This window comes from Sulfitobacter sp. TMED3 (assembly GCF_002167505.1).
Lineage (GTDB): Bacteria > Pseudomonadota > Alphaproteobacteria > Rhodobacterales > Rhodobacteraceae > Sulfitobacter > Sulfitobacter pontiacus.
Genome location: NZ_NHBI01000002.1, coordinates 1 through 21,743, shown reverse-complemented (window position 1 = coordinate 21,743; position 21,743 = coordinate 1). Strand labels below are relative to the sequence as shown.

The following is a 21,743-nucleotide window of genomic DNA, read 5'->3' as shown; positions in this document are numbered from 1 at the left end:
CTCCCGAAATCCGAAAGGGCAAAAGTGGACGACTTTTACGCCGCCCGCGACAACACTATGCCGTCGCTACCGTGGCCGAGTATTGCTCCGCCGTTCACAGGCGTTCGCGGGGTATCAAAAGCCTGCCATCGTAAGGCACCTGTTAAAACACCAAGCACGTCCCGTTTTGCCGCATGCGAGATTTGCGACGTCGTATCATGTTGCGATCGGGAAATAGAATTATCCGGTTCGCCGTGCAGCGTCGGGATCGGACGACCCGCCTTGCGGCACCAAAGAGCGTACCAGATCCGCCATTTCCAAGGTGCCAACTTGCTGGCCTTCTTTCATTACACGATAGCGGTTGGTCGTGTCGCCGCCGGACTTCTCGATAAGCGATTCTAGGTTGTCGTTGTGATCGACTTCGCCGCTAATATCTCCCGTTGTTTCTGTGGTCTTACGCATGACGGACCGGACGCGCAAAACGCGCGCGCGGTTGATGTCGCTGACAAAATCTTCGATGTACGGGTCGCAGGGGTTCAAAAGAATATGCTGGGGCTCACCTTGTTGGACGACAAAACCGTCTTTCAGAATAACCAGATGGTCCGCGAGCTTGAGGGATTCATCTAGATCGTGAGTGATGAAGACGATGGTCTTTTGTAACTCGTCTTGCAGTTCAATCAGTAGGTTTTGCATATCGGTACGGATCAGTGGATCCAGTGCTGAAAATGCCTCGTCCATCAGCATGATGTCAGAATTGCTAGTCAATGCGCGGGCGATGCCGACACGTTGCTGCATCCCGCCGGACAGCTGATGCGGATATTGATCGCCCTGCCCCTCAAGGCCAACACGGGCGAGCCATTTTTGTGCTTCGCTTTCGTACTTCTTCAGGCTTTGCCCTTCGATTGACGGCGCGAGGCCAGTATTCTCCAGAACAGTCCGGTGGGGGAACAGCGCGAATTTCTGGAACACCATCGACATTCGATGTTGCCGCAAGTCACGCAGCTGTTTGTCATTATAAGACAAGATATCCTCGCCATCGACCAACACCTCGCCAGCGGTCGGGTCGATCAGCCGGTTCAGGTGTCGGATCAGGGTCGACTTCCCCGATCCCGATAGCCCCATGATCACCGTGGTCTTGCCGGCGGGTATATCAACGTTGATGTCGTTAAGACCCAGCACGTGGTTATGCTCGGCCAGCAGCTCCGTCTTTCCCATGCCATTCTTTACATGCTCTAGCGCTGCTTTCGGGTCATCGCCGAAAATTTTATACAGGTTCCGGATTTTGATTTTAATATCGTCTGACATGTCCGTTTCCTTATTCTGCCTGGCCGGCATTGATGCGTGCAAGTGCTGCTTTAGTCACCCGATCAAGAATGATTGCAAGCAGTACGATCCCCAAACCCGAGAGCAGACCGACGCCCAGTTCCAGGCTGCGAATACCGCGCAGAACCAGCACCCCAAGCCCCGGTGCGGACACCAGCGAAGCGATTACGACCATTGCGAGGCTCATCATAATTGTCTGGTTCACGCCGGCCATAATGTTGGGCAACGCCAGCGGTATTTGCACCCCGAATAGTTTTTGGCGGCTTGTCATGCCGAAGGCGTCGGCTGCCTCTATCACATCCTTATCGACAAGGCGGATGCCCAGGTCGGTCAGTCGGACGACGGGCACGATGGCATAGAGAATAATCGCGATCCCATACAGCTTTGGCTCTGTGACCGAAAAGAGGAAGATAAGCGGGATCAGATACACAAAAGGCGGCAGGGTTTGCAGCATGTCGAGGATCGGGATCATAATCCGTTGGGTGCGGTCACTGCGTGACATCGCAATCCCTATCGGCACGCCAAGAAGCACGCATATGAAGGCGCAGACGAAAATGATCGCGAGCGTTTGCATTGTGTAATCGTAGTAATCGACAAACGCGAGAAACCCGAAACAAAGCGCTACAAGTCCGACCAGCTTGAGCGACCGTCCGACCACAAAGGTGATCAGCATCAACAGTGGGATCATGATCCACCACGGCACCGCCTGCATCACCCAGAGCATTTCGTTCAGCGCCCAGCTAAGAGGTTGTGTGAGGGGGTCGACGACGACTTTCAGACTGTCCTTGATGTTCAAGAACCCGCTTTCAAGGCCAGTGGTCAGGTCGCGCGACTGCGGGATTGCGTCGCAGGCATCGTGCAGATTGTCGAGCGATGGAAACGGTGTGTCCCATGCCGAAACCTCGTCTGCAGTGCCGGTTGTTTTGCCCAGCAGTTCAGCCATCGACATCGGGGTGCCATCGCCGCCAACTCTGCCGCCGCACCAATCGCGCAAGCCGAGTTTGTCGAAGATAAAATCGTATGTTGCCATGCATCCCCCGTGAGGGCGATTGCATCTGCCCTTCGTTCTTTAAAGTCGATTACCTAGAAAAGGCGGCCCGGTGCTTGATGCACCGGACCGCCCCAAAGTGTCGTTTCAGATCAATCGCCAAGAAGCGCGGACAGCTTTGCGCGCGCGTCGTCGTTGATCCAGTCTTTCCAGATTTCGGTGTTGTTTGTCAGGAAGTAGACAGCGGCTTCTTCACTGCTGGCGTTGTTCTCGTCCATCCATGCCAACAGGCTGCTCATCTGGTCCGTTTCGAACTGTACCTTGGACATCAGCTCGGTAACCTCTGGGTGGGAGGTTTGGAAATCCTTGGTAACAACTGTCAAGACGGGTGCCGTGGCAAATTCGGTAACGGCCGCGTCCGCGGAATCAGCATTCGCGTTAGCTTTTTGTGCTGCCTCGATCTCTTCGCCAAGGCTGACCTTGGTCATGTCGAACTTGCCCAGTGGTGTGGTGGGTCCCCAATAGTAGCCAAACCAAGGCTCTTCGCTTTGCACGGCCGATGCCATCGACGTGGCCAGCGTTTCGCCCGAACCGTGGTTGAAGACTTCGATGCCCGAGCCTTCCAGATCCATCGCGCGGATCAGGTTGTCGTTCACAATCCGGCAGCCCCAGCCATCGGGACAGTTATTGAACATGCCGCCGACCAACTCGGGGTTCGCCATCACACCTTCGATGGTTTTCAGCTCGGGGTGCGCTTCGGCCAGATACGTCGGGATCCACCAGCCTTCGACACCGCCGGGTTCAAGAACGCTGGTCAATTCAACGATCTTACCGTCAGCCTTGATTTTTTCATAGGCGTCACCGGCCGAGTTTGGCCAAAGCTCCGGCACGATATCGGGCTCATTGTTCTCGGAAAGCGAGGTCACGGCGGGCGTGGTGTCGGACGGGACGATTGTGACATCACAGCCATACCCTTGCTCGAGCAGGAAGTTGGACACAGCCACAACAACACCGGCAGAGGCCCAGTTCATCTCGGCGATGGTGATCTCGCCGCAGTCTTCATTCGCCAATGCGGCACCTGGGATGGTGACAGCGGCCAGCGCAGCGCTAAGGATGTAGCGGTTCATAGTAGAAACTCCTATTCGTTCATTCAATTTAGCGGCCGCGACTTTATCGCGCGGGCCGGCAAAGCGTCGTCACGGGCATATGCACCGGTCCGACCTTAGAAACAGGTACAAGATCCAGTGCCCCATACAGCTTTCAACGGGATGATATGTCGCGTCAATTTGTGCTTCAGCGGGATCCTACTACGGTGGTCTCGGTTTGCAACCCGATCATCAGGGGAGTTCTGCCAGATTGCCAGTTTTCAATGCAAAACGCTGCGAACGTTAGAAAATTGCAGGACAAACGAAAAAACCGCCCTATAGCCACGGTTAAATGAACTGTGACACTGCGCTTTGACTATTGGTTTCTGACCGGTCGTTCAAAAAAAATGAAACACCCATTTGACATCTTCTTAAACTAAGCTCTTAGTGAGCGTTGCTGGGAATTGACCTTGGGAGGGGAGCAATGACTATAGCGCTACAAGCGAAGGGCTTGACCAAAGAGTTCAAGGGTTTCATCGCTGTCAATAATGTCGATCTTTCGGTCAAGAAAGGCACGATTCATGCGCTGATTGGCCCCAATGGTGCGGGCAAAACCACGTGCTTTAATCTGCTGACAAAATTCCTGCAGCCTACCCGTGGTCAGATAACCTACGAGGGGCGCGACATCACCCGGATGATGCCGTCAGAGATTGCGCGTCTCGGCATGGTGCGGTCCTTCCAAATCTCGGCGATCTTTCCCGATCTTACGGTTTTGCAGAATGTCCGTGTAGCGTTGCAGCGAGCCCGCGGGGAAAGCTATGATTTCTGGCGGTCTGACCGTATTTTGTCAAAGTTCGACGACCAAGCCCGCGACTACATCGCCGAGGTTGGACTGAGCGATCTTACAGACGAACGTGCCGCATCATTGCCTTATGGCCGAAAGCGCGCGCTAGAGATTGCGACCACGCTGGCGCTTAGCCCAGACATGTTGCTTTTGGATGAACCTATGGCCGGTATGGGCCGCGAAGACGTCGAGCGGATCTCGCAGTTGATCCGCCGAATTGCTGAGAACCGCACCGTGCTGATGGTCGAACACAATCTGTCGGTTGTGGCTGAACTTTCAGATCATATCACTGTCCTCGCGCGCGGCGAAATTCTGGCTGAGGGGACATACGAACAGATATCTAAAGCGCCCGAAGTGATCGAAGCCTACATCGGAGCCAACCATGACTGAACCCCTGTCCAATGTATTGTTAAAAGTCCAAGATCTGCGGGGCTGGTACGACGAAAGCCACGTGCTGCACGGTATCGACTTTGAGGTACGCCAGGGCGAAGTCGTGACGTTGCTTGGCCGCAATGGCGCTGGCAAGACATCTACCCTTTTGGCCATCATGGGTATCTTGGCCAAACGCGCCGGATCAATCACCTTTAACGGCACAGAGATGATCAGCCTGCAGCCCCGACAGATTGCGCGGCTTGGCATGGCTCTGTGCCCCGAAGAACGCGGCATATTCTCGTCTTTGAGCGTCGAAGAGAACCTCATGTTGCCGCCGCGCATTGCCGACGGCGGACTGAGCGTCGAGCGGATTTATGATCTGTTTCCGAATTTGTACGAGCGTCGCAAAAGCAGTCAGGGCACCAAGCTATCAGGTGGCGAACAGCAAATGCTGGCGATCGCGCGGATCTTGCGCACAGGGGCCAAGTTCCTGCTGCTTGACGAGCCGACGGAAGGGTTGGCACCGGTGATCGTCCAGCAGATCGGGCACACCATCAAAGCGCTTAAAGACGAAGGTTTCACAATCGTGCTGGTAGAACAGAACTTCCGTTTTGCGGCCTCCGTCGCAGACCGGCATTACGTTGTGGATCAGGGGAAGGTCGTTGACATGATCCCCAACGACCAACTGGAGGAAAACGCCCAGAAGCTTCACGACTATCTGGGCGTGTAGGGAAAACAGGACGCTTAGGCGTCGTAATCAGGAGGGTAATTTATGACCAAGAATCTTGTTATCAGCACCGCGGTATTCGCCGCGATGACTGTAGCACCCGCACTGGCGCAAGACATCAGCGTCAAGCTCGGCGTGCTCAATGACCGGTCCGGCGTATATGCCGATTTGTCCGGCGAAGGCTCGGTTGTGGCGGCACGCATGGCGGTCGAAGATTTCAAAGCTGCCGAAAATGGGATGAACGTCGAAATCATCTCTGCTGACCACCAGAACAAGCCCGACATCGGTTCGAACATCACGCGCCAATGGTATGATGTAGATGGTGTAAACGCGATCCTCGACGTGCCGACATCCTCGGTTGCGCTGGCTGTGGCCGACATCACCGCTGAAAACAACGGCGTATTCTTGATTTCGGGTGCCGGTTCAACGGCTTTGACCCGCGAACAATGTCGCCCGACGTCCGTGCACTGGACATATGACACAGCGTCCCTTGCCAATGGCACCGGTGCGGCGTTGACCAATGCAGGTGGTAAAAAGTGGTTCTTCATGATCGCAGACTACGCCTTTGGTCACTCGCTTGAAGAAAACACCTCGGCGGTTGTTGAGGCCAACGGTGGCGAGGTTGTGGGCCAGGTCAATGTGCCGTTCCCGAACCAGGATTTCTCGTCTTTCTTGCTGCAAGCACAAGGCAGTGGCGCTGATGTGATCGGCCTGGCAAACGCCGGCGGCGATACCGTGAACTCCATCAAGCAAGCATCTGAATTTGGGATCACGCAAGCCGGTCAAAAGCTAGCTGCTTTGCTTATGTTCACCAACGATGTCCATGCTTTGGGTGTGCAAACAGCCCAAGGCCTGTCGCTGACGGAAGCGTTCTATTGGGACCAGAACGATGAAACACGCGCATGGTCGGACCGCTTTATGGAAGCGCATGGTTCCATGCCCAACATGGTACAGGCCGGTGTTTATTCTTCTACAATGGCATATCTTGCGGCCGTGAAAGAACTGGGTAGTGCCGAAGATGGCAAAGCGATCGTCGACAAGATGAAAGCAATGGACATCGAAGACCCACTGTTCGGCAAAGTGACAGTGCGTGCCGACGGTCGTGCGCTGCACGATATGTACCTTTTCGAAGTCAAAACACCTGATGAGTCGACCGGCGAATGGGATCTTTACAAAGAGATTTCCTCCATCAGTGGCGAAGAGGCATTCTTGCCCATGCTTGAAGAGTGCGACTTCTCCAAGAAGTAACGCATCGCGTATTTTCCATCCCACCGTGCTGGTGGGATGGATGTTTCTTTCCACACCACTATAGGGCCAGGATATGTTTGAGTTATTGGGAGTGCCGCCGCAGGTTCTTTTAGGACAGCTTTTGCTTGGCCTGATCAACGGGTCGTTTTACGCGGTTCTATCGCTGGGCCTTGCGGTTATCTTTGGCCTTCTGAACATCATCAACTTTGCCCATGGCGCGTTGTACATGGCAGGTGCCTTTGTCGCGTGGATGCTATTGAATTATCTGGGCATTGGCTATTGGCCCGCTTTGTTCGTGGCACCGCTGATCGTGGGTGTCTTTGGTGTCGTCATCGAACGCACCATGTTGTCGCGCCTATACCATCTGGATCACCTCTATGGCCTGCTGCTGACATTTGGGTTGGCGTTGATCATTCAGGGCCTGTTCCGCAACTATTACGGCATCTCGGGATTACCCTATCAAATCCCTGCTGTGCTTTCGGGTGGGCAGAACCTTGGGTTTATGTTCCTGCCGAACTATCGCGCATGGGTCGTTGTCGCGTCTGTTCTTGTGTGCTTTGCCACCTGGTTCGCCATCGAGAAGACGCGTTTGGGTGCCTATCTACGCGCTGCGACCGAAAATCCGACGCTTGTAGGCGCATTTGGCGTGAACGTTCCGCTGATGGTGATGCTGACTTACGGGTTTGGTGTCGCGCTGGCTGGATTTGCTGGCGTCTTGGCTGCCCCGATCTATTCCGTGAACCCGACAATGGGCGAACAACTTATTATCGTGGTTTTTGCCGTCGTTGTGATCGGTGGGATGGGCTCCATCATGGGGGCCATCGTCACGGGCTATATGCTTGGTATCGTCGAAGGATTGACGCGGGTGTTTTACCCCGAGGGCTCAGCCGTCGTTATTTTCGTCATCATGGCAATCGTTTTGATGATCAAACCTGAAGGTCTGTTCGGGAGGACCGCATAGTGGCAATGGCTGACAAAACCAAAGGCGAAGCTACAGGCATGCCAACACTTCATAAGATCATCTTTGGGGTGCTTCTGGCCGCGCTGATCGTGCTGCCATTTTTCGTCTACCCCGTGTTTGCAATGAAGGTGATGTGTTTCGCTCTCTTCGCCGCGGCCTTTAACCTTTTGCTGGGCTTCGGCGGATTGTTGTCGTTCGGACATGCCGCGTATTTTGGGGGTGCCAGCTATGTTGCGGCGCACGCGGCCAAGGTCTGGGGTCTGACACCAGAGCTGGCCGTTCTTTGCGGTGCAGCGGCGGCAGGCGGTTTGGGTTTTGTCATCGGGTCACTGGCGATCCGCAGGCAAGGCATATATTTTGCGATGGTAACGCTGGCCTTTGCACAAATGGTCTATTTTACCGCGCTTCAGACAGACTTTACCGGCGGCGAAGACGGCATTCAGGGCGTTCCGCGCGGTGCCCTGTTCGGGCTTTTCGACCTGTCCGACAACCTAGCGCTCTATTTCTTCGTTCTCGCCGTCACCTTTGGCGGGATATTGTTTTTGTACCGCATTGTGCATTCCCCCTTCGGCCAAGTGCTCAAGGCGATCCGCGAAAACGAACCCCGTGCAATTTCTTTGGGCTACAACGTCAACCGGTACAAACTTATCGTTTTCACTTTGTCCGCGACGATGGCGGGGGTCGCGGGGGCCACGAAATCGCAGGTATTCCAGTTGGCTTCTCTAACGGACGTGCATTGGTCCATGTCAGGAGAGGTCGTTCTGATGACTCTGCTGGGCGGCATGGGTACGATCTTTGGGCCCCTTGTAGGCGCAGGGCTTATCGTCACCATGCAGAACTATCTGGCAACTTTCGGCGCATGGGTCACGATCATCCAAGGTGTGATTTTCGTCATCGGCGTTTTGATGTTCCGGGAGGGCATCGTTGGGGTCTTGGCTCGTTGGTTTAAAAAGCCTTTGTAATCGCGGCTTAGGACGTTTTTGGCCTTCCCAACTTCAAAAGCGAAGGAACTATTACCCCTCCTCGCTTTTGAGAATTTCTGCTTTGCCATGTCATAGCTACGAATTTTATACGCTAGGTCGACTGGGCTGCAGCAGGCTCAATTCTTTTTGGCACCGGCACGTTGAACATCTCCGAACGGCCGAAGGCCCGACCTGAAGATGCGCACTGCATTTGCAACCTACCGGCCCGTGCGGTCTAGATGACGGCTGAAATTAGCCATATTTACCGCCGTTGCCGAGCGGTTAATACACTTCGCTTCACGTAGCCCGGCATAATAAGCGAAGCCGGAAATTGTGGAGTTCGTTGTGTGAAATTCTAAGAGATCCGCGAAATCGCAGAGTCGACGGGGTATGACTTCATCAGCCTTAGATATCGCAACTGTCTGTTAATGCTAATTAATTACCTGCTCAGAGATGCAAATCATAAAATACTGGACAAATGACCAGTTCGTCTGTTCAGATGCCCGGTAGTATCAAGGGTCGCCAGTGGAGGGGCAGTCCTTGATGAAAATGACTTGGGAGGAGTCGATCATGAACAGCGAAAAGAACCAGACAAGATACGCAGCCGTTGCACAGGAATTTGACGCAGGCCGTATTTCGCGGCGTGACTTTATGCGCAAAAGCGCAGCACTCGGGGTGGCCGCTGCGGCACCTCTTGCACTAGGGGCCAGCCATGCCAAGGCGCAAGCAGCCGAAAAATATGATTACATCATTATCGGTGCCGGCTCTGCGGGTTGTGCCCTTGCGGCGCGCCTGTCGGAGGACCCGGACAAGAACGTGCTCGTGCTTGAAGCAGGGCCTGCGGATGAAAACCAGTTTATCCACATTCCTGCTGCCTTTCCAAATCTATTTCAGACCCCGCTAGACTGGGCTTACCGCAGCACGCCCCAAAAGCATTCCGCCGATATTCAACTGTATATGCCCCGAGGAAAAGTTTTTGGTGGGTCAAGCTCGATCAATGCGATGATCTACAAGCGGGGCAATCCGATCTGTTATGATGCTTGGGGGGCAGAAAACCCCGGCTGGAGCCACGCAGATGTCCTGCCTCTATTCAAGCGGTCGGAAAATAACGAACGCGGTGCCGGTGATCATCACGGCACAGGTGGCCCGCTGAACGTAGCGGACCTGCGCGACCCTAACCCTGTGACGCTCGCGATGGTCGATGCCGCTGTAGAGGCGGGCTATCCAGCGCAGCCCGATTTCAATGCGGGCACAGAGCAGGAAGGGTTCGGCCTGTATCAGGTCACGCAAAAAGACGGGATGCGAAATTCGACGGCCGTCGCTTTCTTGCACCCTGCCCTAACGCGCGACAATCTCGCGATTCAGGCCGAATCCCATGTGCACAAGCTCCTTGTCGAAAATGGCCGCTGCGTCGGTGTGCGGTTTAAAGCAGGCGACGAGATGCATGAGGTCATGGCGGAGGCTGAAGTCATCCTGTCGGCAGGATCGATCGGCTCACCCCAGATTTTGATGCTGTCGGGCATTGGATCACGCAGCGCCCTGACAGAGCTGGGGATCGAGGTGGTTCATGACCTCCCCGGTGTTGGTCAGAACCTTCAGGAACACCTGATGGCACCGGTTGCCCATGTCTGCACGCAACCCGTAACCCTCGCCCATGCGACTGAGCCTGAGCAGGCGGAACTGCTCGCCAAGGGCATGGGAATGCTCACGTCGAATATTGGCGAAGCAGGCGGATATCTGACGGTTATGCCGGACGCCCCTGCCCCTGATCTTCAGTTTCATTTTGCCCCTACCTGGTTCATCTCGGACGGTGCTGGCAATCCAACGGACAGCGAAGGCTTTACCATCATGCCGAGCCTCGTTGGGACGAAGTCAGTTGGTGAAATCACGCTCGCGTCAGCCAACCCAGAGGATGCGCCGCTGATCAACCCGAATGCTCTTGCCGAAGCTCAAGATCTGGAAATTCTGGTCGAGGGGGTCAAGATCGCGCGTAAGATCATGAGCTCCCCTGCGCTGGATGATTTCCGTGGCGAAGAGCGCTTTCCGGGGGTGGATGTTCAAACCGATGACGAAATTCGAGCCTATTTGCGGGCAAATATCCAGACGATCTATCACCCTGTGGGCACCTGTAAAATGGGGTCCGATGACATGGCTGTGGTCGGCGCCGATCTAAAGGTTCATGGGATCGACGCGCTGCGCGTCGCGGATGCGTCTATCATGCCGACGATCGTCAATGGCAACACCAATGCTGCCGCCATCATGATTGGCGAAAAGTGCTCTGATCTAATCCGGGCCTAACTTGACTTACCCCTCGCGACCTCGGGCGACCGAGGTCGCGAGCCCCCATATCGTCTCAAAATTACGGAGCCACTCTATGCTTGGCAAAATGATGGACCAGCAGTTGCTGATCTCTTCCCTTATCGATCACGCAGCCCGCTGCCACGGGCGCACCGAAATTGTCTCGGTTGAAACTTCAGGCGCAGTAGACGTCACAAACTGGCAAGAGGTTGCCAAGAATGCGCGGCGCTTGGGTTCGGTACTGACCAAACTGGGCCTGCCGCAGGAAACCCGGTGCGGCACCATCGCATGGAATAACCGGCGGCACCTCGAGATTTACTTTGGCAGTTCGGGTGCAGGCTTCATCTGCCATACCCTCAATCCGCGTCTGCATCCCGACCAGATGGTCTATATCGCCAATGACGCGCAAGATCGGGTGATGTTCTTTGACCGAACCTTCCTGCCCGCTGTGGCAAACTTGAAGGACCGGTTTGATACGGTCGAGCACTACGTTCTGCTGGGACCACGGGACGACGAGGCGGCCCAGATGCTTGACGGGCTGCAGTTCTATGATGAATTGATCGCTGACGGAGACCCGGATTTTGTCTGGCCCGAACTCGATGAACGCCAGCCCTCTTCGCTTTGCTACACATCCGGAACCACGGGAAACCCGAAAGGCGTGCTTTATTCCCATCGGTCGACCTTGCTTCATGCGCTCGTGGGCAACCAGCCCGACGGGCTTGCGATCTCGGCCTGTGATACGGTGATGCCGGTTGTGCCAATGTTCCACGTCAATGCGTGGGGCGTGCCCTATACTGCGGCGTCGGCTGGTGCAAAACTGGTGCTGCCGGGTCCGGGGCTGGATGGGGACAGCCTGGCCAACCTGATCGACACACAACAGGTGACTGCTGCCTTTGGCGTGCCCACAATTTGGATGGGGCTATTGGCGGCGCTGGAGAAATCCGGCTCTAAACTGCCAAGCCTGACCCGCACTATTGTCGGTGGCGCACCGATGCCACCGTCGATGTATACGGCGTTCCGTGACAAATATGATGTCGAATTGATTCAAGCGTGGGGCATGACAGAGACCAGCCCCCTCGCGACGGTCAACCGTCTGCTGCAGCGCCACGAGGGTCTGTCGACCGAAGCGCAAACCGACATTCGCGTGGGCCAGGGCCGCTCTGTTTACGGGGTAGAAATCCGGCTGGTAGATGAGTCCGGGAATGTACTGCCCGAAGACGGGGCAACACAGGGCGACCTGCAGGTGCGCGGTCCTTGGGTGGTTCACAGCTACTTTAACAAAGAAGACTCGGCGCTGACCCCCGATGGCTGGTTCGACACTGGCGATGTCGCCACGATTGACGCGGATGGTTTCATGGTGATCCGAGACCGTTCAAAGGACATCATCAAATCCGGCGGCGAATGGATCTCTACGGTCGAGCTTGAAAACATCGCAATCGGTCATCCGGCGATCGCAAATGCCGCCGCCATCGCTGCCCATCACCCTAAATGGGACGAGCGTCCGATCCTGATCGCGGTCAAATCCGGTGACGTCTCCGAAGCGGAGCTTCTGAAAACCTACGACGGCAAAGTCGCCAGCTGGCAGGTGCCGGATCGGGTGATCTTTGTCGATGAACTGCCCCTAGGTGCCACGGGCAAAGTGGTGAAACTCAAACTACGCGAGACCTACGCGAACGTCCTTCTGGAGGGAGCCGCATGAAACATCAAAGTAACTTCACCCCCGATCTGCAAGCAGCCTATGACGTCGAACTAAAAGCCCTCGACGCGGCGAAGGACCGTTGGGCGCGAACCTCGCTGGACGAACGCATCGCGGTATTGCAGGCAGTCAAAGACAATCTGATGCGCGTCGCCGAGGAATGGGTCGATGCGGCGGGTAAGGCCAAGGGCATCCCGCAAGGCTCCCCTCTCTTGGGGGAGGAATGGACATCGGGGCCCTATGCCGTCATGTCCTGCTGCAACGGTCTGATCGATACGTTGTCGCAGATGGAAGGCAAAACCTTTCTGGACGGGCTAAAGAAACGCAGCCTGCCAAGCGGCCAAACCGCCGTGCGCGTTGTGCCACATTCAATCTGGGACCGGCTGTTGATTTCGGGCGTGCATGCGGATGTCTGGATGCAAAAAGGCGTGACCCCCGCCAACCTCAAGAACAACGCTGCATCAGCCTATGATATTCCGGCAGACCAACGGCGTGGCAAGGTCGCGCTGGTTCTGGGCGCCGGCAATATCGCCGCGATCACGCCGCTGGATGCTTTCCAGAAGCTCTTTCTGGAAAACCAGGTGGTCTTGCTTAAAATGAACCCCGTCAACGACTACCTGACCGAGCCTTTGCAGGCCGCCCTGAAGCCGCTGATCGACCGCGACGCACTACGTATCCATCGTGGCGATGGTCCAGCGGGGGCCTATCTTACGACGCATCCGCTGGTCGAGGAAATCCACATCACCGGTGCGCGCGCCACCCATGATCTGATCGTCTGGGGTCCAGGCGAGGAAGGCGAGAAGAACAAGGCCGCCAACACGCCGAAAAACACCCGACACATGACATCCGAGCTTGGTGCCGTTTGCCCCACCATCGTCGTACCAGGCCCGTGGACCAAGGCGGACTTGCGCTTTCAGGCGGAAAACATCGCCACCATGAAACTGCATAACGGTGGCTTTAACTGTGTCGCGGTGCAGAGCCTTATTTTGCCGAAAGGCTGGGATAAGACAGCCGAGCTGATGGGGAACGTCGCCGATGTGATGGCCAAACACACCAAACGGGCCGCTTATTATCCCGGTGCCGAAGATCGCCAACAGGCTTTTGTCGATCATGCCGAAAACCCGCAAAAGCTGGATCGTGGGGCGGATGTGGCTCCGCTTTATCTTGCCGATATGGCCGAGGGTGATAGCGATTGGCTGGCCCAGACCGAAGTCTTCACATCTGCGCTTGGTGTCATGCATATCGAGGCACAAGATGCCGAAACCTATCTGATCGAAGCGATTAAATGGGCGAATGACACGCTCTATGGCACATTGGGCGGCAATATCATCATCCACCCTGCCACGATCCGCGCCATGGGCCGTAAACGGTTCGAAGAGATCACCGCCGAATTCCGCTATGGCGCGATTGCGATCAATGCGTGGTCCGGCCTTGCCTTTCTGGTGACTGCCTGTCCCTGGGGCGGCTTTGCTGGCGCAACCTTGCAACACGTCCAGTCTGGTGTGGGCACCGTCCACAATACCTTCATGCTTGAAAACGTTGAACGCACGGTGATCGAGGCCCCGTTCCGCCCCTTCCCGCGCAATCTGTTATCCGGCGGGATGAGCCTGCTGCCCCGGCCGCCCTGGTTTGTGTCCAACAAGCGTCAGCATCATATCGGTCGCTTGCTGACCCGGTTTCAGTACAAACCCAGCTGGTTCAAGCTGCCGCGTATTTTCTTTCACGCCCTTTTGGGCTAGGTCGGCAGGGACAAATGTGAGTGCCCGATGAACGACATGACCCAAACAGGTAAGCTTGCGGACCGAAAAGCGAATAAGGCCCGCAAGCGTGAGAACCGCAAACGCGAGATTGCGCAAAGTGCGATCAGCGCGCTTAAGCTTTATGGTTATGCCCGTACGACCCTGCGTGATATTGCGTCGCAATCAGAAATGTCGCTTGGCAGTCTGCACTACTATTTTGAGGATAAGGACGAGCTTCTGATCTACTGTGTGCGACAGTACAAAAGCGAGTTTGCCAAAATAATTTCTGCATCTGTCAGTGGTATTTCCAACCCAGATCGCATCAAGACAGCGTTCTGTACTGCTTTGGCAGAAACGATCAGTACCGAAGCCGAGCTTCATCGGCTTTGGTACGACATTCGAAACCAAGCGCTATTTGACCAAGCTTTCGTTCCCGTCGTTGACGAGATTGAAGAACAGCTGATCGAGATGATGAATCCGATAGCCTCTGAGCGCAAAGCCAAGGAACTTCTTTATCTGCGTTTCGACGGCGCTTTTCGATATCTGCTGCAGTTGAGCGTTTCTGGTCGCCCGCGTGAGTTGGAGGAAATGACCGAGGTGCTCAAAGCCGCTGCCGGGTAACCCCACCTGCGTCTGCATCATATGCTGCAAACAGTCTTCTGATCATTTGCGCGCTTTCGAATGACAGTCTACATTGCTGGTAGCGTTTGGATCAAAACGCTATGAGGTCGCAGGGCGGTAGGAACCCCGAGGCGCCGTGGCAGCGCCTCGGGACTGTACATAATATATGTGGGTTAGTTCATACCGTAGTTTGCCCGGTCCAACTTGTCGTAGATCTCTGCTTTGGCCAATGCTGCCAATGCATAGGTATCGCCGTGGTCCACATCCGCCAGCAGGGCAGCCCAGCGATCAACGATGCGCTTGTAGTCTGCCAGCAGCGCTTCGGGGTTCTCAATACCGCGGCTCTTGGCGTTCTCGATCAGCACGGCCTCGTCGGCGGTTACAAATTCCGCCAGCGCTTCCGTCAGAGCCTGATCAGGTTCGAAAATCTTCATGCCGCCTTCTTTGGCGGCGGAAACCGCTTTATCAACATCCTTGTCGAACTCGACCCGGTGCTGCGCAAGATAGTATGCCATCTGGTCAAACAATACGTCGCGCGACTCTTCCGACAGGCCTTGCCAGAACGCTGGGTTATAGCCCCATTCGAAACCGGCATAGTAGTTACCGACGGCCAACGTGTTCATGTGCGTGACCACATCCGAAAGCGAAAAGGAATCCAACGCATCCGCAGCCGCAACCGCACAATCAAGCGATCCTGTGTCGAGGCCAGTGTACATCTCGCTTGACGGGATCGACACGGGTACCGCGCCCACATGTTCGGCAAAGCGTGACCAGGCACCGCCCGCCATGCGCAGACGCTTGCCCTGAATGTCCTCGTAGGTCGCGACAGGTGTGTTGCACATCATGTAATATTGCGACGTCGAATAGCCGCCGCCGAAAACGACGCCATTCTCTTTCCACTCGGCCAGTGCGGCCTCGTTGGTAAGGCCGAATTCAGTCGACGCAAAGGCCATGACCATCGGATCGGTGTTATAAAAAGCAAAGTTGCCGATCAGGTTGGCGACAGGCAGTTCGGACGGGGTGTAGGTCCCGGCGTGATAGGTCACTTGAGCAACGCCATCCCGCACGCCTTGTAGGGATGCGGCCGGCGGCAGAAGCGACCCACCGGCGAAAACGGTAAAGTTCACGTCCCCGTTGGTTTCCTCGGCCACGCGTTTGGCGAACTCGACGTAGGGGCCGCGCACCATCGAATGGCGTTCGGCAAAGAAGTGGTTGGCGTTTTGCGCGATGGCGGCAGTGCCAAGGCCACAGGCCGCGAGGGCCAAAAGGGATGTCTTCAGTTTCATTGTGTCGTCTCCTCCGGTTGAAAAGTTTTCACTGCGCCATGAGCGAGGGCAGGAACAGGCTGATCGCGGGAAAGGCGATCAGGATGAACAGGGTCAAAATATCCATGGCAATGAACCACGTGGTGCCCGAGATGATGTCGCGCAGCTTGACCTCGCCCGATAGCGCGCTGTGTAGGACGTAAAGGTTCAATCCGACAGGCGGCGTCACAAGGCCGATCTCAAGCAATTTGATGCAAATGATGCCGAACCAGATCAGGTTGATGTCGGCGGCTTCTAGCACGGGCAGCAGGATAGGCAGTGTGAGCAGGATCAAGCCGATCGAGTCGATTACCATGCCCAGGATGACGAACAGCACAGCGATCATAAGGATGATTACGAACTGGTTGTCAGAGACCGATAGCATCATATCCGTCAGTGCCCGTGGCACACCGGATAGCCCCATAAACCGGGTGAACATCACCGCGCCGATGGACAGAAAGAAGATCGAAGACGTCGCCAGCGTCGTCTGGCGGATTGCCTCGGCCAACGCCTTGCGCGTGAGCGAGCGGCGTAGCAGCGCGACGGTTGCAGCCAGAAACGCCCCGACGGCCCCCGCCTCGGTCGGGGTGAAAAATCCACCGAAGATGCCGCCAAGGACGCCCAGAACCAGCACAGGAAAGGGCCAGACCGACCAGAGCAGACCCAGCAGTTTTTTACGATCAACCCGTTCAATGACAGCGGGTGCAAGCGCGGGCGTCACCGTGGCACGCACGGTAATCATTGCCATATAGACAAACGCCGATAGCACGCCGGGAATGACACCTGCGATAAACAGCTGGCCGATCGATTGCTCGGTGAAGATGCCGTAAAGTACCATCAGGATCGATGGCGGAATAAGCGAGCCAAGCGTGCCCGACGCCGCGACAACACCTGTGGCCAGCGACGGATGGTACTTTGCTTTCAGCATCTCGGGCACGGCAATCTTTGACATCGCTGCGGTTGTCGCGATCGACGAACCCGAGGCCGCGGCGAAAAGGCCACAGGCACCAACGCTCGCGGAAGCGAGCCCGCCCGGCACTCGCGCCAACAAAACGCGCAACAGATCAAACGCGCCCGCAGTCAGGCCGGTATTGGCCGCAATAAAGCCCATAAACAGAAACATCGGGATCGCCGTCAGCGACCAATCCCCGATCAAGTTGAACGGCATCGCACTCACGATCCCAAGTGCTGCTTGCAGGTTGAACATCACAGTAATGCCGACAAAGGACACCGCCATAAGCGCCGTGCCAATGGACATCCGGAAGGCCAACAAACCAAACAAGGCTCCTACGCCGATCCAACCGATCAAAAGGTTACTCATGACATGTTTCCATCTAGCTGCGATTGCGTCACAGGCTGTCCGCGCACCACAAGGACGGCGCGTATAAAAGCAGCGAGACTGGCAAGGCCAAAACCGAGCGGCAAAACCATCCGTGACGGCCAGACGATGACCTCGCGTCCGCCCATGACCACTTCGCCCACACGCAGCGCCCGCACCGCATCAAGACCTGTTCGCCACGCCATAACAACAAGGATCGCCGCGGCGGCTATGCAGCTTAGGAACAAGGCCAGCTTCTGAAGCCAGTTCGGAAAGTGATTGAACAATAGATCAACCGATATCTGCTGGTCCTGCATCTCGACAAACGCCATCGGCAGCATGACCAGCGCAACCATATAATAGTAGGAAGACATTTCGACCGTGCCTTGGATCGGCGCATTCCACACCAGCTTTGCGATGACATCAGCTACGATGTTCAGCATCATCGCAATGACGCCGAAACCACCTACGAACATCAGCCAAGAGCACAGTCTGTTGAAAAACTTTAGCATCGGGCCTCCTCCCCATACCAAGACGGGATGTGTACCCGTACTTCCGATTTAACCTCCTCTCTCGAGGTTCAGTTGACAAATAGCGATGGCTGATCGAGTGATAGCGAAACGCGATCACCATGGAGCATGTGAATGCACGACAGCAGGAAACCCACCCGCTTAGACCTTCGTCATCTGCGATACGCCTTGGCCGTGGCAGATGCGCAAGGGTTCAGAGCGGCGGCTGAACTGCTCAATATCGCGCAACCAGCCATTTCGAAAGCGGTGAAAGACACCGAGGTTGATCTTGGTTTCCGGATTTTCGATCGAAGTGGGCCGCGTGTGGTGCCTACGCCCGAGGGGGTAGTCTTTCTTGATGACGCGCGCCAGACGGTGGCGCAGTTCGAGCGGACGATCCGGGCATCAAGACAAAATGCAGCGGGTGCGCGCGGGCATATCATCGTCGGATATTCCGCGCTCGCAGCTTCACGCCAAATTTCCGAAGCACTCGACGCTTTTCATCGTAGTATCCCCGGGGTGCAGGTCGAGATGCATGTGATGTCTACCGATAACATGCTGAAAAACTTGAAGTCTGGCGTGATCGACCTTGGATTTCTGCTGTCCCATCCTACGGTAGGTGCTCCTGGGATTGACCAGATGCCGGTCTGGAGCTCGTCCATCGGTATCGTTACCCCTGCTGGAGAGGCACCTGCAGGGGTCAAGGACTTGGACGGCGTGCCTTTTGTTATGGGCCTGCGCGAGAACTGGCGTTCTTGGCGCGCGCTTCTCGACAGCGCTTGTGATCGGGCCAACCTTAGCACGGTGGTTGTCGATGAGGCTTGGGACGTTCAGGTGATATTGCAACGCGTGGCCGAGCGCCGCGGGGTTACGTTTTTCCCTATGAGCATGGCCGACAGTCTTCCTGCCGCACTGGAACTTGCACTGATTGACGGTCTGGACGCAGAAGCAACGATCTCTATGGCCTGGAGCACCAAAGCCGATACCAGCCTTCTGCGCCAGTTTCGCAACCACTTTCCTCAACTCGCTTGATCACGTCCAGTTATCGGACGATACCGCAAGTCTATTTGCTTAGCGGGGTGATAGCGCGAATGTATGCAAATATGAAACAAGCCCCAATGAATCGCTTCGATGCGCCCGAGGCGCAGCCCTTCCTTCTCGAAGGCAGCGATGTAGGCTTTCTCTTTTTTCACGGCTTTACAAGCACCCCCCAAAGCGTACGCGACGTAGCGCAGCACGTACATTCGCTGAGCGGTGTTACTGTGCATTGTCCGCTGCTGGTCGGCCATGGCAAGACCCCTAGCGCCCTGGCTCAGACGGGCCATCGCGATTGGGTGGCATCCGCAGAAGCGGCGTTGGAAACCCTGTCGTCCCGATGTGATCGTATCATTGTGGGTGGGCTTTCTTTGGGTGCCACTTTATCGCTCAACCTCGCTGCGCGGATGCCAAGCAAAATACATGGCGTTGTCAGCATCAATGGATCGACCGGCCTCTATCGGCCCGAGGTCGTAGCACCGCTTTATGACACCGACGGGCAGGAGTTCGTTGCGGGGATAGGATCGGATATCGCCGAGCCGGGTATGTCTGAAATATGCTATGATCAAATTCCGAGAGACACGCTGAAAGAGCGTTTTCTGCTAACGAACACAACCGGCGCTTTGCTGCCGCTTATCCAACAGCCAGTGCTCATCCTGCAATCGCGACGGGACAATGTCGTGGATCCTGATAACGGTCATCGCATTGCGACTTTGGTGGGATCGGCCGATATTCAACTTCGCTGGTTGGAACGCTCATATCATGTCGCAACATTGGATTATGATCGTATGCTGATCGCCACGAGGATCGCTGATTTCCTGACCTTTTCATCAAGGTAGATCGTGCAATAACTGTCGGCTTCCGCAGTGTGGCAACTACGATTGGATGTTGATGCCGAGCCTTATAGGTCGTTGATATTTGGTGAAATCCGTCAAGTTTTTGGTGTATATTAGTAAAATACTGCGACTTTTCTTTGGAAACGACTTCTTAGTAGGGCAGTTCGACCAGCGCAGCGACGCTTAAGGTGATGCGTCGGGTTGATGACCCGCACATGGAATTACCCCTTCCTGCAGGCGGATGCTCAGGCATATCACACATCACAATCAATCTCCGCCGCGGCGTAGCCGAGGGGAAACCCGCTTAAAATGTAGCTCAAAACCGTGCAAACAAGCCGCCACCTCTTCCTTTGGTCCCCATGATTTGCGGGAGTGTTTCACCGTTGACAACAAAGCTTCCCTTATCCTAAGTGATCTTCTGCTCGCGATGGCGTCGCGATGCGTCCTCTTGTTCCATTCCTGAACGCCCGGATCTTTAGAGGCAGCGTAAACTGCGTCGAAGGAGTTCGTGATGTCTGCAATTACTCAGATTACCCTGCATAAACCGTCCACCTCGATTGTGGGCATGATGGCCATGTCGCTGGCAATGCTTCTTCTACCTATGGGAGATGCGGTTACCAAATCTTTGACGAGCACCTTGGCCCCGGCTCAGATCGCATTTTTCCGCGCAATAATTCAGGCAGGATTACTCGCAAGCGCATTTTTGGTGATGCGCCGCCGCTTGAGCGGACGGGCATTTTCCATATGGTCTTTCATGTCTGGGCAATGTGTTGCGGTGGTCAGTCTCGGTTTGATTGCAGCTTTCAAAACTATGCCAATAGCCACAGCCATTGCGATCTTTTTTGTTGAACCTTTACTACTCACCCTTCTTGCGGGCTTTATGCTGGGGGAAAAACCTGGCCCGCATCGATATGTCGCCATCGCAGTCGGTATGCTTGGGGTTCTCTTAATTCTAAGGCCGAACTTTGCCACCTTCGGGCCATCAGTTTTCCTCCCCGTGGTCGCAGCCGTAGCCTATGCCTTGAACATGATCGTCACGCGCCGTGCGACGAGGGTGGCGTCTGCACTTAGTTTTCAGCTGGGTTCAGCTGTTTTCGCCAGCATCACATTGTCGATCATCATGCTGACAACAACAGACCTTTTCGCGATGATCGAGGTGATTACGCTGCAAATTGCGCTCGGCTTGTCCGGCGCTGGTGTGCTAGCCGCAGCGACGTTCTTGCTAATTGCCTATGCCTTTAGTCAAGCTGAAGCGAGCGTATTGGCTCCATTCCAGTATCTTGAAATTCTCGGCGCAACATTGATTGGCTTTCTAGCGTTTGGTGACGTCCCCGATGAAATCACTATTTTGGGTACGTTCGTCATTCTTGGCTCCGGCATGTACGTCTTTCATCGGGAACGTCGCGCAAACATGCCTGTGCGACGCACTCAGACGCGGCGCGATCGCTAGCCTGAACCGATATGCCGACCTCTGATCCGTAGATAATCCGGTCGGTTATCCTAACGTCTGACGGATTTGGCTACACGCCGACCCTACGTCAAGATAAGCTCGCCCGGAACGGTCGTGTTATGCAAAGGTATATCAAACGGAAGCGGCGCTCTATATCTGGCACCCGTTTAGGGTCAGTGCCCGTTTTTGTGCAAACTGCCGGTTGATCCTGCGACGAAGTACTGAGACGTTACGCATAGTCCGTCGGAGGCGATAAATTGCATTTAGTTAAGTCACTGGCCCCTGCCGTCGCACGGGTTTCAAGCGTTGAAGCCTTTCGCGCGGGGTTTGGCGCTTTTGTAGGACTGGGGTTGGTAGGACTTTTTCTGCTGTGAACGGCGGAGCAATACTCGGCCACGGTAGCGACGGCATAGTGTTGTCGCGGGCGGCGTAAAAGTCGTCCACTTTT

General features: G+C 55.5%; 18 protein-coding genes. 12 read left to right on the top strand and 6 right to left on the bottom strand.

Going from position 1 to position 21,743, the window contains the following annotated elements; translation table 11 throughout:
- Positions 1–219: 219 nt before the first annotated feature.
- The 3 genes from CBB63_RS00160 to CBB63_RS00150 form a co-directional block, all read right to left on the bottom strand.
- Positions 220–1,284 (bottom strand): quaternary amine ABC transporter ATP-binding protein, encoded by a 1,065-nt coding sequence (locus tag CBB63_RS00160; RefSeq protein ID WP_114865616.1) that lies wholly within the window; start codon positions 1,282–1,284, stop codon positions 220–222.
- Positions 1,285–1,294: 10 nt separating this feature from the next.
- Entirely contained in the window at positions 1,295–2,332 is a 1,038-nt protein-coding gene (locus CBB63_RS00155) for an ABC transporter permease (RefSeq protein ID WP_114865617.1), read from the bottom strand.
- A gap of 110 nt (positions 2,333–2,442) precedes the next feature.
- A complete protein-coding gene (locus tag CBB63_RS00150; protein WP_114865618.1) occupies positions 2,443–3,417 on the bottom strand; it encodes an ABC transporter substrate-binding protein in 975 nt (324 codons plus the stop codon).
- A 442-nt stretch (positions 3,418–3,859) separates the two neighbouring features.
- On the opposite strand from CBB63_RS00150, the gene CBB63_RS00145 reads away from it, so the two are divergent.
- From CBB63_RS00145 to CBB63_RS00105, 9 genes are all read left to right on the top strand, one after another.
- The gene (locus tag CBB63_RS00145; RefSeq protein WP_114865619.1) at positions 3,860–4,609 is read left to right on the top strand and encodes an ABC transporter ATP-binding protein; all 750 of its coding nucleotides are present in this window, start codon (positions 3,860–3,862) and stop codon (positions 4,607–4,609) included.
- Positions 4,602–5,321 carry an ABC transporter ATP-binding protein gene (locus CBB63_RS00140; protein WP_114865620.1) on the top strand — a complete coding sequence of 240 codons (720 nt, stop codon included), beginning with the start codon at positions 4,602–4,604 and terminating at the stop codon, positions 5,319–5,321. The genes CBB63_RS00145 and CBB63_RS00140 overlap by 8 nt, the downstream gene beginning before the upstream one ends.
- Positions 5,322–5,363: 42 nt before the next feature.
- Positions 5,364–6,566 (top strand): ABC transporter substrate-binding protein, encoded by a 1,203-nt coding sequence (locus CBB63_RS00135; RefSeq protein WP_286697692.1) that lies wholly within the window; start codon positions 5,364–5,366, stop codon positions 6,564–6,566.
- Between the two features lie 73 nt (positions 6,567–6,639).
- Positions 6,640–7,527, top strand: a complete 888-nt coding sequence (locus tag CBB63_RS00130) for a branched-chain amino acid ABC transporter permease (RefSeq protein ID WP_114865622.1) — start codon at positions 6,640–6,642, stop codon at positions 7,525–7,527.
- A 38-nt stretch (positions 7,528–7,565) separates the two neighbouring features.
- Positions 7,566–8,489 (top strand): branched-chain amino acid ABC transporter permease, encoded by a 924-nt coding sequence (locus CBB63_RS00125; protein WP_254693866.1) that lies wholly within the window; start codon positions 7,566–7,568, stop codon positions 8,487–8,489.
- 570 nt (positions 8,490–9,059) lie between these two features.
- Positions 9,060–10,787: a GMC family oxidoreductase gene (locus CBB63_RS00120; protein WP_254693867.1), complete on the top strand. Its 1,728-nt coding sequence runs from the start codon at positions 9,060–9,062 to the stop codon at positions 10,785–10,787.
- A 76-nt stretch (positions 10,788–10,863) separates the two neighbouring features.
- On the top strand, positions 10,864–12,486 hold the full coding sequence (locus CBB63_RS00115) for a long-chain fatty acid--CoA ligase (RefSeq protein ID WP_114865624.1): 1,623 nt from the start codon (positions 10,864–10,866) through the stop codon (positions 12,484–12,486).
- Entirely contained in the window at positions 12,483–14,222 is a 1,740-nt protein-coding gene (locus tag CBB63_RS00110; RefSeq protein WP_286697691.1) for an aldehyde dehydrogenase family protein, read from the top strand. Before CBB63_RS00115 ends, CBB63_RS00110 begins: the two co-directional genes overlap by 4 nt.
- 27 nt (positions 14,223–14,249) lie before the next feature.
- The gene (locus tag CBB63_RS00105; protein ID WP_114865626.1) at positions 14,250–14,843 is read left to right on the top strand and encodes a TetR/AcrR family transcriptional regulator; all 594 of its coding nucleotides are present in this window, start codon (positions 14,250–14,252) and stop codon (positions 14,841–14,843) included.
- A gap of 173 nt (positions 14,844–15,016) precedes the next feature.
- Here the strand turns inward: CBB63_RS00105 and CBB63_RS00100 are convergent, their stop codons facing one another.
- Genes CBB63_RS00100 through CBB63_RS00090 form a run of 3 tightly spaced genes read right to left on the bottom strand, consistent with a single transcriptional unit; the run spans position 15,017 to position 17,977 of the window.
- Positions 15,017–16,129: a C4-dicarboxylate TRAP transporter substrate-binding protein gene (locus CBB63_RS00100; protein WP_254693868.1), complete on the bottom strand. Its 1,113-nt coding sequence runs from the start codon at positions 16,127–16,129 to the stop codon at positions 15,017–15,019.
- A gap of 28 nt (positions 16,130–16,157) precedes the next feature.
- A complete protein-coding gene (locus tag CBB63_RS00095) occupies positions 16,158–17,468 on the bottom strand; it encodes a TRAP transporter large permease (RefSeq protein ID WP_114865627.1) in 1,311 nt (436 codons plus the stop codon).
- Positions 17,465–17,977: a TRAP transporter small permease subunit gene (locus CBB63_RS00090; RefSeq protein ID WP_114865628.1), complete on the bottom strand. Its 513-nt coding sequence runs from the start codon at positions 17,975–17,977 to the stop codon at positions 17,465–17,467. Before CBB63_RS00090 ends, CBB63_RS00095 begins: the two co-directional genes overlap by 4 nt.
- A gap of 132 nt (positions 17,978–18,109) precedes the next feature.
- Here CBB63_RS00090 and CBB63_RS00085 point away from each other — a divergent pair, with 132 nt between their 5' ends.
- The 3 genes from CBB63_RS00085 (at position 18,110) to CBB63_RS00075 (ending at position 21,295) form a co-directional block, all read left to right on the top strand.
- A complete protein-coding gene (locus CBB63_RS00085) occupies positions 18,110–19,006 on the top strand; it encodes a LysR family transcriptional regulator (RefSeq protein ID WP_114865629.1) in 897 nt (298 codons plus the stop codon).
- A gap of 71 nt (positions 19,007–19,077) precedes the next feature.
- Complete coding sequence (locus CBB63_RS00080; RefSeq protein WP_286697690.1) at positions 19,078–19,848, top strand: alpha/beta hydrolase; 771 nt, start codon at positions 19,078–19,080, stop codon at positions 19,846–19,848.
- 508 nt (positions 19,849–20,356) lie between these two features.
- Positions 20,357–21,295, top strand: a complete 939-nt coding sequence (locus CBB63_RS00075) for a DMT family transporter (protein WP_114865631.1) — start codon at positions 20,357–20,359, stop codon at positions 21,293–21,295.
- Positions 21,296–21,743: the final 448 nt, after the last annotated feature.